The following is a 15728-nucleotide window of genomic DNA, read 5'->3' on the forward strand; positions in this document are numbered from 1 at the left end:
GGGCGCGGCGGGCAGCGCCATAATCGGCGCTTGTCCCACCAGAGGTCCAGTCACCCATGGAGTTGAATGCACTGCTGGCACAGCCGGCGGCCCTGCCCAGCCTGCCGCGCACCGTTGCGCTGCTGATGAGCGAGCTGGCCCAGCCCGAGCCCAGCCTGCGGCGCATGAACCAGCTCTTTGCTACCGACCCGGCCCTGGCCGCGCGCCTGCTGGAGCTGGCCAACTCCCCGGCTTTCCAGATGCCGCGCCAGATTGCCGGCATTCCCCAGGCCCTGGCCCTGCTGGGCACCGCGCAATTGCGTGGGCTGGTCACATCGGCGCCCTTGGGCACCACCTCGCGCTCCGTGCCCGGGGTCAACATGCAGCAGTTCTGGCGCTACAGCCTCAATACCGCCAAGCTCGCGCGCTCGCTGGCGGGCCTGGTGCACCACGACCAGATCGCCGCCTACACGGCCGGCCTGCTGCATGCCCTGGGCGAACTCGTGATCCACCTGGCCGATCCCGAGAAGGCCCATTCGGTCAACACCCTGGTGGCGCCGCTGGACCTGCGCCGTACCAAGGTGGAGCAGCGCATCTTCGGCTACTGCTACAGCAAGGTGTCGGCCGGGCTGGCGCGGCGCTGGCAACTTCCCGAGGTCGTGGTCGACGCCCTGCAGTACCAGGACGCACCGTTCGAGAACAAGGCCTACGAGCCGCTGGCCGGCGTGATCCACCTGGCCTCCTGGCGTGCCCGTGCGCGCGAGGCCGGGCTCAACGAGAACGAGCTGGCCGTCTCCTTCCCGGGGGAGGTGGGGCTGGTGCTGGGCCTGGACATCGACATGGTGCTGCAGCAGGACCCCATCGACTGGAACGTGCGCCCCGAGGCACCGGCGGATTACGTGGTCTGATACGGATTGGCGTTCAATCGCACAACTAGGCGGGAAGCCGCAGACAGTGCTGTAGCACAGCACGGCAAGGCGAACCAACGACGTTAGACGGTTGAAGGCAAATCCGTATGATGACCGCTCTGGGACAATGCAGGGCATGAAAGCATTGCGCATCCATGCGGGCCCGCGCGCCCGCCAGCACCTTGAACAGCATGGCCTGCAACCGGGCGATGTGCGCGTGGTCCCCGCGGCGGCCGGCGGCCCCAAGGGCCTGATCCTGGGCCCGTTGGACCGGTTTCTGTTTGGCGAGTGGCTGGCCGGCTCCCGCCAGCCGGTGCACCTGGTGGGCGCATCCATCGGCGCCTGGCGCATGGCCACGGCCTGCCTGGGCGGCTCGGTGGCGGCCTTCGAGCGGCTGGAGCATGACTACATCCACCAGAGCTATGAGCTGCCGCCAGGCAAGAAGCGGCCCCCGGCGTCGCACGTGAGCGAACGCTTTGGCCAGAACCTGCAGGCCTTCTATGGCGGTCGGGTCGGGGAGGTGCTGAGCCACCCACGCTACCACCTGCACATCGTCACCTCGCGTGGCCGGCATGTGCTGGCGCGCGAGCACCGGGTGGGCACGCCGCTCGGCTACCTCGGGGCCTTCCTGAGCAATACGGTGCACCGCAAGGCCCTGGGCGCATGGCTCGAGCGGGTGGTGTTCTCGTCGCCGGATGCAGGCCTTGCAACGGGTGCTGCCTTGCCTTTCGGGACGGCCGACTTCCGTACGCGCCAGGTGCAGCTCACCGAGCAGAACTTCATGCCCGCGCTGCAGGCCAGCTGCTCCATCCCCTTCGTGCTGCAGGCCGTGCACGACATTCCGGGTGCCCCGCGCGGTGCCTACTGGGACGGAGGCATCACCGACTACCACCTGCACCTGGGCTACCACCAGTCGCCCATTGCGCAGGTGGTCGAGGGTGCGGCCCAGGCCGGCGGCGGCCTGGTGCTGTACCCGCACTTCCAGCAGCAGGTGGTGCCCGGCTGGCTGGACAAGGGGCTCAAGTGGCGGCACCGCTCGACCAGCGCACTCGATTCCATGGTGGTGCTCTCGCCGCACCCCGAGTGGGTGCGTTCCCTGCCCAACAGCAAGCTGCCTGATCGCAACGATTTCACCCACTACGGCACCGATGCTGCGGCCCGCGCCAGGGCCTGGCTGGGCGCCACGGCGGCGAGCCGGCAGCTGGCTGACGAGTTTGCCGCGTGGTTGGAGCGGCCCGACATGGCGGCGGTGCAGCCGCTGTAGCTGCGCAGCGGCTGGCCGCCGCCGCCCTCAGCGTGCGGGTGTGGGCGCAGCGGGCCGCGGCTGCAGGCGCGCCATTTCGTACGCCCGTGCCCAGGCGAGCACCTCGCTGGCCGGCATGGGCGGCGCGATGCCGAAGCCCTGGGCGCGTTCGCAGCCCAGCGCGAGCAGCTTCTCGCCATGGGCCGGGGTTTCCACGCCTTCGGCAATCACGTGGCGGTTGAAGGCGCGGGCCAGCGTGACGATGGCATTGACCAGGGTCAGGTCGTCCTCGTCGTGCAGGATGCCCTGCACGAAGGACTGGTCGATCTTGATGGTCTCTGCCGGCAGGCGTTTGAGGTAGGAGAGAGAAGAAAATCCGGTGCCGAAGTCGTCGAGCGCGAAGCGCACGCCGAGCGCCTGGCAGCTGTGCATCATGCTGCGCATGTACTGCATGTCCTGCAACGCGGCGGATTCGAGGATTTCCAGTTCCAGCCGCGATGGGTGCACCTCGGGGCAGGTCAGCAGCAGGTCCTTGAGCCGCTCCACGAAGCCTGCGCGCTGGAAGTGCTGCGCAGCGATGTTCACGCTGACCTCCCACTGCGCGCCGGCCAGGCTCCACTGCCGCATCTGGGCCAGGGCCTCGCGCAGCACCCACTCGCCGAGTTCGGCCACCACCTCCGCGTCCTCCAGCAGCGGCAACACGTGCTGGGGCCCCAGCAGGCCCTGCTCGGGATGCTGCCAGCGCAGCAGGGCCTCCATGCCCAGTACCTCGCCGGTGCGCAGGTTGACCTTGGGCTGGTAGTACAGGCGCATTTCGCCGGCCTGCAGCCCCTGGGTCACCCGGGTCTGCCGCGAATGCTGGGTCTGCACCGCGTGGTCGAGCTGCACGTCGAACAGGTGCATGCGGTTGCGGCCCGAGCGCTTGGCCTGGCACATGGCCTGATCGGCCTGGCGCAGCAGGGTGTCGGGGTTCACGTCGTCCTGCGGGAACACGGCCACGCCCACGCTGGCCGTGGTGTGCAGCAGGCGGTCGTCGATGGCGTAGGGCGCGGCCAGTTGCTGCATGAGCTGGCGCACCTGCTCCTCGATGGCGGGCACGTCGGTCTGGTGGTTGAGCAGCAGCACGAACTCGTCGCCGCCCAGGCGCGCCGCGGCACTGCTGCCGGTGGCAAAGGTGTTCAGGCGCTGGGCCACCTCCTTGAGCAGGCGGTCGCCCATGCGGTGGCCATGGGCGTCGTTTATGGCCTGGAAATGGTCCAGGTCCAGCATGCACACCGCCAGCAAGGTCGGGCTGCGGCCGGTCACGAACAGGGCGTGCGTGAGCCGCTCGGCCAGGGAGGCGCGGTTGAGCAGGCCGGTCAGTGCGTCGTGCCGGGCATGCCAGGAGATCTGGTGGCGCAGGTGGCTGGCCTCGGTCACGTCGCGGAACACCAGCACGCAGCCCGACGCCCGCCCGCTGCCCTGGCGGATGGCCGAGGCGGTGTACTCGATCGCATAGCGCTCGCCCGAGCGGTGCAGCAGCACCTCCTGCATGGCCGGGCGGGTAGGGGCCACCACGGTGGCATCGCCGGTGGCCCGGGTGGCGGCCTGACTCGCTGGCTCTTCGTACAGCCGGAACACGTCGTCCAGCAGCTCGCCCAACGCCTGTTCGGCGGTGAAGCCGGTCATGAGCTGGGCGGCTTCGTTGATGGTCTCGATGCAGCCGGCCAAGTCGGTGGTGATCACGCCATCGCCGATGGAGGCCAGCGTGACCTGGGCCCGGTCCTTCTCGTTGCGCAGGGCCTGCTCGGCGCGCTTGCGCTCGGTGATGTCCACCAGCGTGCCCACGGTGCCGGCCACGGCGCCGTTCGTGCTGGTGAAAGGCGCCTCGTAGTAGGCCATGGTGCGCGCCAGCTGGCCCGGTGGCTGCACCAGGACCTCGTTGTCCTGCGACATGGCCAGTTGCCGGGACTGGGCGGGTGAGAGCAGGTGCGGCGCCGTGAGGCCGGGGAACATTCCTTGCCCCGGCAGACCCGGGTCGCCGTTCTGGAACAGCCGCTGCCAGGCGCGGTTGGCGTCGACGAAGGTGCCGTCCGCCTCGCGCACGAACACCGGCAGGGGCAGGGCGTCGATGAGCTGGCGTGTGAAGTGCAACTGCTCGCTCTGCAGTTGCTGCGTCTCGCGCAGCGAGTGCACCAGGGACTGAACCTTGCCGGCCATGTCGTTGAAGGTGTGGGCCACGGCGCGCGATTCCAGCGTTCCCTGGATGTCCATGCGCGTGTCCAGGTGCCCCTGGCGGAAGCGGTCCGTGGCCTCGGTCAGGCGGCGCAGCATGCGGGCATTGGCGCGCAGGATCAGGGTCAGCAGGAACAGGATGGTGAAGATGTTCAGCGCCGAGATCCGGGCCTGCACGACCACGGTCTTCCAGATCCGGTCCACCAGGATGCCGGGATCGGCGGTGACCGTGAGCACGCCGGTACGCCCGTCGGCGAAGGTCTGGCCGAAACGTTGCGTGGGTGGGCTGATGTCCAGCAGGTCGGCAAACCAGGCAGGGGCCTGCATGGCCACGGGCGGCGCTGCCCACTGCAGGGGCGCCTGGCCCGGCACCTGCCACAGCAGCGACTGCACGGCCGGGCCGAAGCGGGTGGGGGTGGCCTGCAGCACGCGGGCGGCAGATTCGCGCTGCGCCGGGTCCAGCGCCACCAGGCTGGGCAGCAGGCTGTCGCCCACGCGCGCGAGCTCGGCCACGGCACGGTCGTGGGCTTCCTGCTCTTCGAGGGACACCAGTTGCTGGTAGCGCACGGCCACGACCGCCACGATGATCACCAGGATCGCGAGGTACAGCCGGGGGGAGGTTCCCTGCGTCAGCCAGGCCCTGAATTTTTCTGCGCGCATGGATGGATCAGCCAGTCATTTCATGGAATGGATGAAAGAGCGCGCGCAGCACCGCCATCGGCCGTCGCCAGCCCGTCTCGGGCGGCGCGCCAAGGGCCCGGCCTGCGCGCCGGCCATGCACTCCCACCATGCATGCCCGCCTCGCTCAGCAGTGGCAACGGGGCCTGGCGCCCTGCAGCGCCGGCCCGTTAATTACTTTGTTAATTATTGTTTGACAGTGCAGCAGTTTAGCTGCACGGGCGCTGCCCGCGCCCCGCCCGTATGGGGGAGGCTGTTGCAGGGTGGCCAGGCTGCCGCCGCCAGGGAATTGCCACGGCCTGGCGCCAGGCCGCCCGGCGCTGCTACAGCGACTGGGTGAGCATGTCCCGGTATTCCTCGGGCGTGGCGATGCGCGGGTTGGTCTTGTGGCAGTGGTCGGCCATCGCGCCCTTGATGATGTCGTCGAACATGCTTTCGGTTACGCCCATGGCCGCCAGGCCCGTGGGCAGGCCCAGGCGGGCGTTCATGTCGCGGATGGCCTCGGGAATGTCGAGCGCGCCGGCCAGGCCCATGGCGTGCGCCATGCGCTCCAGGCGCTGCTCCTTTTGCACCGATTCGGCGCCGGCGTTGAAGCGCACCACGGCCGGCAGGAACATGGCGTTGAGCGTGCCGTGGTGCAGGCGCGGGTTCACGCCGCCCAGGCTGTGGCTGAGCGAGTGCACGGCGCCCAGGCCCTTCTGGAAGGCCATGGCACCCTGCATGCTGGCGCTCATCATGTGCAGGCGTGCGTCGCGGTCGCTGCCGTTGCGCGTGGCAGGCTCGATGTGGGCCCAGCCGCGCGTGAGACCGTCCAGGGCAATGCCATCGGCCGGCGGGTTGAACGCGGCCGACATGAAGGTCTCCATACAGTGCGCGATGGCATCCATGCCCGTGGCCGCGGTGAGCGCGGGTGGCAGGCCCAGGGTGAGTTCGGGGTCGCAGATGGCGGTCTTGGGCACCAGGTTCCAGGAGTGGAAGCCGAGCTTGCGGTGGTCGTCGACGATGATGATGGCGCCGCGCGCCACCTCGCTGCCGGTGCCGCTGGTGGTGGGCACGGCGATCAGCGGCGCAGCGCGCTCGGTGATGCGCGGCGAGCCGCCTTCGATGGTGGCGTAGTGGGTGAGCGGGCCCTCGTGCGTGGCGGCGATCGCGATGCCCTTGGCACAGTCGATGGCCGAGCCCCCGCCCACGGCGATCAGGCCGTCGCAGCCCTCGCGCTGGTACACCTCGACCGCGGCGCGCACGGCCGCTTCGGTGGGATTGGCCGGGGTCTGGTCGAACACCGCCACGGGCAGCCCCGTGAGCGCGTCCAGCGCCTTTTGCAGCACCCCCGCGGCCTTGACGCCGGGGTCCGTCACGACGAGCGGGCGGGTGATGCCCACGCGCTCGCATTCCTGCTGGAGCAGCTTCACGGCGCCGAACTCGAACTGGATCTGGGTGACGTAGTAGATGAAGGCCATGGTGTTGCGGGAGTTGCGTTTACGATTGCTCTAAAACCTGTCGCAGAGACTTTACAACCGGGAGACACCCATGACCCTGAAGCAAACCCTCATGGCCGCCACTTTGTTCGTCACGTGCGTGACAGCGGTGCACGCCGATTGCCTGACCGATGCGCAGGCCGCCGAGCTGCTGGCCCACTACGTGGCGCGCACCCCGGCGCCCAACCCGGTGAACCTCTCGGACGTCGATGGCGCCTGCACGCGTGGCAAGTTCAACCAGCTGCTGGCGCAGCGCATGGGCAAGGTCGTGGGCTACAAGGCGGGGCTCACCAACCCGGCGGTGCAAAAGCGCTTCAACACCGACAAGCCGGTGTGGGGCAAGCTCTACGAGGGCATGGTCCTGCCCAGCGGTGCCAGCGTGGAGGCGGCCTTTGGCGCGCGCGCTCTCTACGAGGCCGACATGCTGGTGCGCGTGAAAAGCGCCGCCATCAACCAGGCCAAAACGCCCGAGGATGTGCTGGATGCCATCGACCAGGTCATTCCTTTCATCGAACTGCCCGACCTGATGGTGCAGGCACCGCCCCAGCTCAATGGCGCTGGCGTCACGGCCATCAACGTGGGCGCGCGCCTGGGCGTTGCGGGCACGCCGCTGCCGGTGCCCGTCTTCCGCGGCGAGCGCTACGCGCTGCTCAAGGCCCTGGCCGACATGAATGTGTCGCTTACCGATGGTGCCGGCGCGCGCCTGGGCGGCGGCAAGGGCAGCGATATCCTGGACCATCCGCTCAATGCCGTCGTCTGGCTGGCCGGCGCGCTGGCCAAGGAGGGCATCCACCTGCAGCCGGGCGACCTGGTGAGCCTGGGTTCGTTCTCGGCGCTGCTGCCGCCCAAGGCCGGCCTGTCGGTCACGGCCACCTATGACGGCCTGCCGGGTGCTGCGCCGGTGCGCGTCACCTTCAAGTAGCCCTTGCCCCATTTTGTCCTTGAGAAAGCTTTCGCGTTGACCGATCTGCATATCCACGCCAACCGCCTGACCCCCCAGATGCGCAGTGTGCTCGAACGCATGGCGCGTGCGGGCCACCCGCCGCTGTACACGCGCACGCCGCAGGACGCGCGCACTGCCTACGCGGCCGGTGCCGACGTGCTGGAGATTCCGAAGGCCGCGTTGCCCCGCGTGGAGGACTTCACCATCCCCGCGCGAGATGGCCATGCACTGCCCGCGCGGCTGTATGCGCCTTCCACCGGCGCGCCTTTGCCCGTGCTGCTGTACACGCATGGTGGCGGCTTCACCATCGGCAGCATCGGCACGCACGACATCCTGTGCCGCGAGTTCGCGCGCCTGGCAGGCTGCGTGGTGGTCTCGCTCGACTACCGGCTGGCGCCGGAGCACCGTTTTCCGACGGCCACCCACGATGCCTGGGATGCCCTGGCCTGGCTGCATGCCAATGCCGCCCGCCTGGGCGCCGACCCGGCGCGCATCGCCGTGGGCGGCGACAGCGCGGGTGGCACGCTGGCCACGGTGAGCGCCATCCTCGCACGCGATGCGGGCCTGCCGCTGGCGCTGCAGCTGCTGATCTACCCCGGTTGCGCAGCCCACCAGGACACGCCTTCGCACACCCGTTTTGCCAGTGGCCTGGTGCTCGACGAGCCGGCCATCACCTGGTTCTTCGGCCAGTACGTCACCACCCGCGAGCAGCGGGAGGACTGGCGCTTTGCCCCCCTGCATGCCGACGACGTGGAGGGCGTCGCCCCCGCGTGGATCGGCTTGGCCGAGTGCGACCCGCTGGTGGACGAGGGCGTGGACTATGCCGACAAGCTGCGTGCGGCCGGCGTGGCGGTGGACCTCGAGATCTACCGCGGCGTGACGCACGAATTCATCAAGATGGGCCGCGCGATCCCCGAAGCGCGCCAGGCCCACGCCGACGCGGCACGCGCGCTGCGTGCCGCTTTCCACATGGAGTGAGACGTTTCCTTATGGCCCAACAACCCCAACGCCGTGATTTCCGCTGCTTCCACCGCCTGCGCGTGCGCTGGGCCGAGGTGGACATGCAGAAGATCGTCTTCAACGGCCACTACCTGATGTACATCGACAACGCCATGTCGGAGTACTGGCGCGCCCTGGCCTTGCCCTACGACGCCAGCATGCATGCGCTGCAGGGCGAGATGTTCGTGAAGAAGGCGAGCCTCGAATACCACGCCTCGGCGCGCATGGACGACACGCTGGACGTGGGCATGCGCTGTGCGCGCGTGGGCAATTCCTCATGCCTGTTCGAGGCCGGCATCTTCAGTGGGGACCGGCTGCTGGTTTCGGGCGAACTGGTCTACGTGTTCGCCGACCCGGTGGCGCAGAAGTCGCGCCCCGTGCCGGAGGTGCTGCGCCAGATCATTACCGGCTTCGAAGCCGCCGAGGACCTGGCCGAGGTGAAGACCGGCGACTGGAACGCCCTGGGCCGCGATGCGGGCCGCCTGCGCACGGCGGTGTTCGTGACCGAGCAGGGCATCCCGGCCGAGATCGAGGCCGATGCGCTCGATGCCACCGCGCGCCATGCGGTGGTCTACAACCGCCTGGGCCAGGCGATAGCGACGGGGCGGTTGCTGCAGGAGGCGCCGGGTGTGGGGCGCATCGGGCGGTTGGCGGTCGACCGGTCGGTGCGGGGCACGCGGTGGGGGCGCATGGTGCTCGATGCCCTGGTCGACGCCTCGCGGGCGCGCGGGGATCGGGAGGTGCAGTTGCATGCGCAGAGCAATGCAGAGGGGTTCTATCGCCGCGCTGGGTTCTCCGTTGTCGGAGAGCCCTATGACGAGGCTGGGATTGAGCATGTGGTGATGGCTCGGTGCTTCTGATTTTTTCTTGGGGTGTTGCTTCGCTCTGATGCCTTGTGCTTTGGTTGAGTGCGGGGGCCGGGATGTGCGCCCGGCGGCGCAGTAACTTTCTCTTGCGTCGCCAAGAGAAAGTCACCAAAGAGAAGGCGACCCCCAGTCTGCGTCCCCCATCGCCCGGTGGGCGATGGGGGCAGCCTGCGATGCTCGGAGCTGGGGTGGTGCCGCAGAACTCGCTGCGTTCTTCGAACTGCGCTCAAACAGCTGCGGCAAGCTAGATGACGAAGCGTGTGTGTCCTTCGGCACACACGCCCACCCCACCCCCTGCCGCAGCCAGCAGGGGTGGGGAGCGGGGTCAAAGACGGCTGCTGCTTCGCAGCTGCGCCTGGGGTCGGGTCGCGCTGCGCGCTGCCGACGGGTCGGTGCAACCGCCCTGGCGCAGCGAAGGACCACCAGGCCGAGCGAAGCAATGGCCCGTGTGGAGCCCGCTCCCAACCCCTTCTGACCGTGCCGAGAAGCGCAGGGCCTGGGGTGAGCGCGTGCCGAAGGACACGCGCCTCGTTGTCTGACTCACCGCGGTTGTTTGAGCGGAGTTCACCCGCAGGGGGAACGCAGCGAGTTCCGCGGTGCACCCCAGGCACGAGCATCGCAGGTTGCCCCCTCGTACGCAGTGCGAGGGGGACACGGGCAGCGGGGTCGCCTTTTCTTTGCCTTCTTTCTTTTGGCGACGCAAAAGAAAGAAGGTGCGCCGCCGGGCGCACACCCCGGCTCCCGCCCTTGGCAGAGGCATGCCTCCCAGTCAAGGGATCAGATATCGTCCAGCAAAGCGTAAGGCAGCGGCTGCAAGTCGAGGTGCACGCCATCAGCAGCCCCCACCTGAAGAGAACCTTCAGCCGCAGAAATCTGCATCGAAACAATCAGATCAAAACCACCCCCAGGCGCCGCAGCCACCTGCACCACCATCCCGCAAGGCTGCTCCAGATCCCCAGCCGCAAACACCTCAGCCCCTACAGCCACCTCGCGGTCGGCATGCGCGATGTAGGCCCGCCGCTTGAGCGTGCCGCGGAACTGGCTGCGCGCCACCACCTCCTGGCCGGGGTAGCAGCCCTTCTTGAAGTTCACGCCGCCGACCGATTCGTAATTGAGCATCTGCGGCACGAATTCTTCGAACAGCGGCTGGGTCAAGGTGGGCACGCCGCTTTGCACCTCGCTCCACTGCCACAGGGCGGGGTCGAGCGCCGGGCCTGCGGGAGCGGGCTCCGAGGAGGGCGCCACCCACAGGGCGCGCGGCTGGTCGGCCGCGGGGTAGAGGTGGACCACGCTGGCGGAGCCGAGCTCGGCCTTGGTCCAGGCGGGCGCTGCGGCGCCAGCCACGGACGCCACGGTATCGCCCGCCAGGCCATACAGGGCAAAGTCGGCCGATGCATCGGTCAATTTCGCCTTGGCGCGCAGCACGAACATGGACAGGCGCTTGAGCGTGGTGGCCAGCAGGTCCTGGCTGATCACGAGCAGCACTTCGGTGGCGCTGCGCTTGAAGCCGACCATGCTGGCCTGCATGCGGCCCTTGGCCGAGAGGAACGCCGACAGGCGCGCCTGGTCTGGTCCCAGCAGCGCATAGTCCTGGGTGAGCTGGCCATGGAGGAACTTGGCGGCGTCTTCGCCTTCCACGCGGATCACGCCAAGATGGGACAGGGGGGCAATGCCATTCAGGAGAAGCTGGGTCATGGCTGAATTATGATCCCCGCTCCCTTTATCTACAGGCAGCAGGGTTGTGCGACGCTTACTGGTTTTTGTTGTGGTGCTGCTGATCGCTGCGGGTGGCGCCGGCTTCTGGTGGCTGCACCAGCCCCTGCCCATGGTCGGCAATGAGCCGCTGGAGCTGGCCATTGAGCCCGGCACCACGCCGCGTGGCGTGGCCCGTGACGTGGTGGCCGCGGGCGTGCGCACCGACCCGCAGTTCCTCTATGCCTGGTTCCGCTTTTCGGGGCAGGACCGGCTGATCAAGGCCGGCAACTACGAGATCCCGCCCGGTACCACGCCGCGCGGCCTGCTGGCCAAGCTGGTGCGGGGCGAGGAGGCCCTGCGCGCGCTGACGCTGGTGGAGGGCTGGAGCTTTCGCCAGGTGCGCCAGGCGCTGGCCGGTGACGACCAGCTCAAACCCGACTCCAGGGGCCTGACCGACGAGGCGCTGATGGCGCAGCTCGGCCGCCCCGGCGTCGCGCCCGAGGGGCGCTTCTTCCCCGACACCTACACCTATGCCAAGGGATCGAGCGACCTGGCCGTGCTGCGCCGTGCCCTGCACGCCATGGACCGCAAGCTCGAAGCCGCCTGGAGCCAGCGCTCGGTCGACACCCCGCTCAAGTCGGCCGACGAGGCGCTGGTCCTGGCCAGCATCGTGGAAAAGGAAACCGGCCGCGCCAGCGACCGGGCCCAGATCGCCGGCGTGTTCGTGAACCGCCTGCGCGTGGGCATGCTGCTGCAGACCGATCCCACGGTGATCTACGGCCTGGGCGAGAAGTTCGATGGCAACCTGCGCCGGCGCGACCTGCTGGCCGACACGCCCTGGAACACCTACACCCGTGCCGGCCTGCCGCCCACGCCCATCGCCATGCCGGGCAAGGCCTCGCTGCTGGCCGCCGTGCAGCCCGAGCGCACCAAGGCCCTGTACTTCGTGGCCAAGGGGGACGGCACCAGCCACTTCAGCGCCTCGCTCGACGAGCACAACCGGGCCGTCAACCGCTACCAGCGTGGGCAGTCCCAATAAGCTGGCTGGCTGCATACTCTCTTTCTCTCCGGACCAGGTTTCTCCAAAAGGTTTTCATGTCACGACCCGGCCTCTTCATCACCTTTGAAGGCATCGACGGTGCCGGCAAGTCCTCGCACATCGAAGGGCTGGCCACGGCGTTCCGCGCGCAGGGCCGCACGGTGACGGTGAGCCGCGAGCCCGGCGGCACGCCGCTGGCCGAAAAGCTGCGCCAGATGGTGCTCAACGACGCCATGGACCCGCTGACCGAGTCGCTGCTGATCTTTGCCGCCCGCCGCGACCACCTGTGCAACGTGATCGAGCCGGCCCTGGCCCGGGGCGACGTGGTGCTGTGCGATCGCTTCACCGACGCCACCTTTGCCTACCAGGGGGCAGGGCGGGGCTTCGATCTCATGACCCTGTCCACCCTGGAGCGCATGGCCCAGGGCGGGCTGGTGCCGGGTGCCGGTGCCGGCACCCTGCGCAACCCGGACCTGACCGTGTGGTTCGACCTGGCGCCTGAAGTGGCGGCCGAGCGCCTGGCGGGCGCGCGCGTGCCCGACAGGTTCGAGGCGCAGCCTGTGGAGTTCTTCCGGCGCGTGGCACAGGGCTATGCCGACCGCGCCGCCGTAGAGCCTGCACGCTTTGCCCGGCTTGATGCCGCGCAGGACCGCCACCGCGTGTGGCAGCAGCTCACCAGCGTGTTCGTACGCAAGGGCTGGCTGTCCATCATGGTGCCCACGCCCAAGGACCTGGCATGAGCGAGGCTGGCACGACACCTCCCCCGCTGGCACCCTGGATCGCCGCGCAGCGCAGCACCCTTCTGGCCCAGCGTGGCCATGCCTGGTTGCTGCAGGGCCCCTCCGGCCTGGGCCAGTACGCGCTGGGCCTCGCGATGGTGCGTGCCTGGCTGTGCGACCGGCCTACCGCCGATGGCGCCTGCGGCCAGTGCGGCAGCTGCCACGCCATCGAGGTGCGCACCCATGCCGACCTGTGCGTATTGATGCCTGAAGTGCAGATGATGGCCCTGGGCTGGCCGCTGTCCGAGAAGGCGCAGGCCGACATCGACGACAAGAAGCGCAAGGCCAGCAAGGAAATCCGTGTGGAGGCCATGCGCGATGCGGTGGAATTCTCGCAGCGCACCTCCGCCCGGGGACGCGGCAAGGCGGTGCTGGTGTACCCGGCCGAGCAGATGAACCACATCACGGCCAACGCCCTGCTCAAGACGCTGGAGGAGCCACCGGGCGATGTGCGCTTCGTGCTGGCCAGCGAGGCCGCGCACCAGTTGCTGCCCACCATCCGCAGCCGCTGCCTGGGCCACACCATGGTCTGGCCGGCCGAGGCCGAGATGCTGGCCTGGCTCAAGGGCCAGGGCATCGCGGCCGATGCAGCGCCGGCCTTTCTGCGCGCTTCGGGCGGCAGGCCAGACGATGCACTGGCGCTGGCCCGCTCCGGCCGCAGCCCGCAGGCCTGGGCCCTGTTGCCGCAGGCCGTGGCGCGCGGCGATGCCACGGCGCTGGGCGACTGGTCGCCCGCCCAGGTGATCGACGCACTGCAAAAGCTCTGCCACGACCTGCTGGCCGCCAGCGTGGGCGCCGCGCCGCGCTACTTTGCCCCGGCCGACCTGCCCAGGCCGCCGCCGCTCGGGCCGCTGACACGCTGGTCCAAGGCCCTGGCCAAGGCGGCACGCACGGCCGATCACCCCTTCAATGCGGGCCTGATGCTGGAGGCGCTTGTCGCACAGGCGCGAAACACCCTACACTCCAAGCACTGAAGCCGTCCCATCCACCATGAGCAGTCCATCCACCGCACCCCGCCCCAGCGTCATGCAGCTGGCCATCAAGGAAAAGGCGGCCTTGTATGCGGCCTATATTCCCTTTTTCGTCGAAGGGGGCATCTTTGTGCCCACCCAGCGGGACTACAAGCTCGGCGACGATGTGTACGTGCTGCTGACTCTGCCCGACGATACCCAGCGTTACCCGGTGGCCGGCCGTGTGGCCTGGGTCACGCCGGCGCGTGCCGCAGGCAACCGCACCCAGGGCGTGGGCATCCAGTTCCCCAAGGACGAGAAGTCGCGCCAGCTCAAGCTCAAGATCGAGGAACTGCTGGGAACTTCACTGAGTTCGGACCGTCCGACACAGACTATCTAAGACCCTGTTTGCGCCATATGCCGACCCGCGCAGGCTGGTCGGCTTTTTCCATTTTGAAACCACATGTTCGTTGATTCGCATTGCCACCTCACCTACCCCGGACTGGTGGACCAGCTTCCGGCCATCCGCCAGGCCATGGCCGAGGCCTCGGTGGACCGGGCCCTGTGCATCTGCACTACCATGGAGGAGTTCGGCGACGTGCATGCGCTGGCACTGGCGCATGGCAACTTCTGGAGCACCGTGGGCGTGCACCCCGACAACGAGGGGGTGACCGAGCCCTCGGTGCAGGACCTGCTGGACCGTGCGGCCCTGCCGCGCGTGGTGGCCATCGGCGAGACGGGCCTGGACTACTACGGCATGGAAGACCGCAAGGGCGGGCGCAGCATTGCGGACCTGGAATGGCAGCGCGAGCGCTTTCGCACCCATATCCGCGCCGCGCGCGCCTGCGCCAAGCCGCTGGTGATCCATACCCGCAGTGCATCGGACGACACGCTCGCCATCCTCAAGGAGGAGGGCGAGGACGGTGCTGGCAACCTGGCCGGCGGCGTGTTCCACTGCTTCACCGAATCCATGCAGGTGGCGCGGGCCGCGCTGGACCTGGGCTACTACATCTCCTTCTCGGGCATCATCACCTTCAAGACGGCGCAGGAGCTGCGCGACGTGGTGGCCTTCGTGCCGCTGGACCGCATGCTGATCGAGACCGACAGCCCCTACCTGGCGCCCGTGCCCTACCGCGGCAAGACCAACAGCCCCGCCTACGTGCCCCACGTGGCCAAACAGGTGGCGCAGACCCGCGGCATGGCCGTGGAGGAGGTGGCCGAGGCCACCAGCCGCAATTTCGAAGCATTGTTCAAGGGAGTGACAGCATGAGCAAGCACAGCACTCTGCGCCGCCGCACGGCGCTGTTGGGGGCCCTTGCCCTGGCGGCCGGCGCCACGGGCGCATGGGCGGGGTCCTACGAGGACTTCTTCTCGGCCGTGGAGCGTGACGACGCCGACGAGGTGAATGGCCTGCTGCGCCGCGGCTTTGACCCCAATATCCGCGACCCCAAGGGCCAGGTGGGCCTGACGCTGGCGATCCAGGGTGAGTCGCTCAAGGTGTTTGCCGCCCTCATGGCCAACCGGCGCCTGAAGGTGGAAGTGCGCAACCGCGATGACGAAAGCCCGCTGATGCTGGCGGCCCTCAAGGGCAATGTCGATGCCGCCAAGGCCCTGATCGCCCGCGATGCGGATGTGAACAAGGAAGGCTGGGCGCCCCTTCACTACGCGGCCTCGGGCGTGAAACAGGAGCATGTGCGCATCATCGCCATGCTGCTGGAGAACCATGCCTACATCGATGCGACCTCGCCCAACGGTACCACGCCGCTGATGATGGCCGCGCAGTATGGCTCCAACGATGCCGTGCAACTGCTGCTGAGCGAGGGGGCCGACCCCACGCTCAAGAACCAGCTGGGCCTGACCGCCGTCGATTTTGCGATGCGCGTGAGCCGCACCGAGGCGGCCGAGAAGATCGCCACCGCCATCCGCCGCCGCCAGCCCAACGCGGGCAAGTGGTGAT

14 protein-coding genes are annotated in these 15728 nt (G+C 68.7%); 11 read left to right on the forward strand and 3 right to left on the reverse strand.

Going from position 1 to position 15728, the window contains the following annotated elements; translation table 11 throughout:
• Positions 1-56 precede the first annotated feature (56 nt).
• Together AC07PA_RS23580 and AC07PA_RS23585 are read left to right on the forward strand one after the other, a co-directional pair.
• Positions 57-887, forward strand: a complete 831-nt coding sequence (locus tag AC07PA_RS23580) for an HDOD domain-containing protein (protein ID WP_494605892.1) — start codon at positions 57-59, stop codon at positions 885-887.
• Between the two features lie 136 nt (positions 888-1023).
• Complete coding sequence (locus tag AC07PA_RS23585; RefSeq protein WP_494605890.1) at positions 1024-2151, forward strand: patatin-like phospholipase family protein; 1128 nt, start codon at positions 1024-1026, stop codon at positions 2149-2151.
• Positions 2152-2178: 27 nt separating this feature from the next.
• Here the strand turns inward: AC07PA_RS23585 and AC07PA_RS23590 are convergent, their stop codons facing one another.
• Together AC07PA_RS23590 and gbd are read right to left on the reverse strand one after the other, a co-directional pair.
• The gene (locus tag AC07PA_RS23590) at positions 2179-5004 is read right to left on the reverse strand and encodes an EAL domain-containing protein (protein ID WP_494605888.1); all 2826 of its coding nucleotides are present in this window, start codon (positions 5002-5004) and stop codon (positions 2179-2181) included.
• Positions 5005-5345: 341 nt separating this feature from the next.
• Positions 5346-6482, reverse strand: a complete 1137-nt coding sequence (gbd, locus tag AC07PA_RS23595) for a 4-hydroxybutyrate dehydrogenase (protein ID WP_007852389.1) — start codon at positions 6480-6482, stop codon at positions 5346-5348.
• Between the two features lie 70 nt (positions 6483-6552).
• Between gbd and AC07PA_RS23600 the strand changes: the two genes are divergently transcribed.
• The 3 genes from AC07PA_RS23600 to AC07PA_RS23610 are packed head-to-tail and all read left to right on the forward strand — an operon-like array spanning position 6553 to position 9302.
• Entirely contained in the window at positions 6553-7422 is an 870-nt protein-coding gene (locus AC07PA_RS23600; protein WP_494605886.1) for a 2-keto-4-pentenoate hydratase, read from the forward strand.
• A gap of 36 nt (positions 7423-7458) precedes the next feature.
• Positions 7459-8421, forward strand: a complete 963-nt coding sequence (locus tag AC07PA_RS23605) for an alpha/beta hydrolase (protein WP_494605884.1) — start codon at positions 7459-7461, stop codon at positions 8419-8421.
• A gap of 11 nt (positions 8422-8432) precedes the next feature.
• Entirely contained in the window at positions 8433-9302 is an 870-nt protein-coding gene (locus tag AC07PA_RS23610; protein WP_494605882.1) for a YbgC/FadM family acyl-CoA thioesterase, read from the forward strand.
• Positions 9303-10085: 783 nt separating this feature from the next.
• On the opposite strand, the gene ygfZ is transcribed toward AC07PA_RS23610, so the two are convergent.
• Positions 10086-11003 carry a CAF17-like 4Fe-4S cluster assembly/insertion protein YgfZ gene (ygfZ, locus tag AC07PA_RS23615; protein ID WP_494605880.1) on the reverse strand — a complete coding sequence of 306 codons (918 nt, stop codon included), beginning with the start codon at positions 11001-11003 and terminating at the stop codon, positions 10086-10088.
• Between the two features lie 46 nt (positions 11004-11049).
• Here ygfZ and mltG point away from each other — a divergent pair, with 46 nt between their 5' ends.
• From mltG to AC07PA_RS23645, 6 genes are all read left to right on the forward strand, one after another.
• Positions 11050-12042, forward strand: a complete 993-nt coding sequence (mltG, locus tag AC07PA_RS23620; protein ID WP_494605879.1) for an endolytic transglycosylase MltG — start codon at positions 11050-11052, stop codon at positions 12040-12042.
• A gap of 56 nt (positions 12043-12098) precedes the next feature.
• Positions 12099-12782, forward strand: coding sequence for a dTMP kinase (gene tmk, locus AC07PA_RS23625; RefSeq protein ID WP_007862102.1), 684 nt, complete (start codon positions 12099-12101; stop codon positions 12780-12782).
• Entirely contained in the window at positions 12779-13795 is a 1017-nt protein-coding gene (locus tag AC07PA_RS23630) for a DNA polymerase III delta subunit-related protein (protein ID WP_494605877.1), read from the forward strand. The genes tmk and AC07PA_RS23630 overlap by 4 nt, the downstream gene beginning before the upstream one ends.
• 16 nt (positions 13796-13811) lie before the next feature.
• The gene (locus AC07PA_RS23635) at positions 13812-14171 is read left to right on the forward strand and encodes a PilZ domain-containing protein (protein WP_007862098.1); all 360 of its coding nucleotides are present in this window, start codon (positions 13812-13814) and stop codon (positions 14169-14171) included.
• Between the two features lie 63 nt (positions 14172-14234).
• The gene (locus AC07PA_RS23640; RefSeq protein WP_007862096.1) at positions 14235-15041 is read left to right on the forward strand and encodes a TatD family hydrolase; all 807 of its coding nucleotides are present in this window, start codon (positions 14235-14237) and stop codon (positions 15039-15041) included.
• Positions 15038-15727: an ankyrin repeat domain-containing protein gene (locus AC07PA_RS23645; RefSeq protein ID WP_007862094.1), complete on the forward strand. Its 690-nt coding sequence runs from the start codon at positions 15038-15040 to the stop codon at positions 15725-15727. The genes AC07PA_RS23640 and AC07PA_RS23645 overlap by 4 nt, the downstream gene beginning before the upstream one ends.
• Position 15728: the final 1 nt, after the last annotated feature.

The organism is Acidovorax sp. GW821-FHT09B03 (assembly GCF_059418305.1).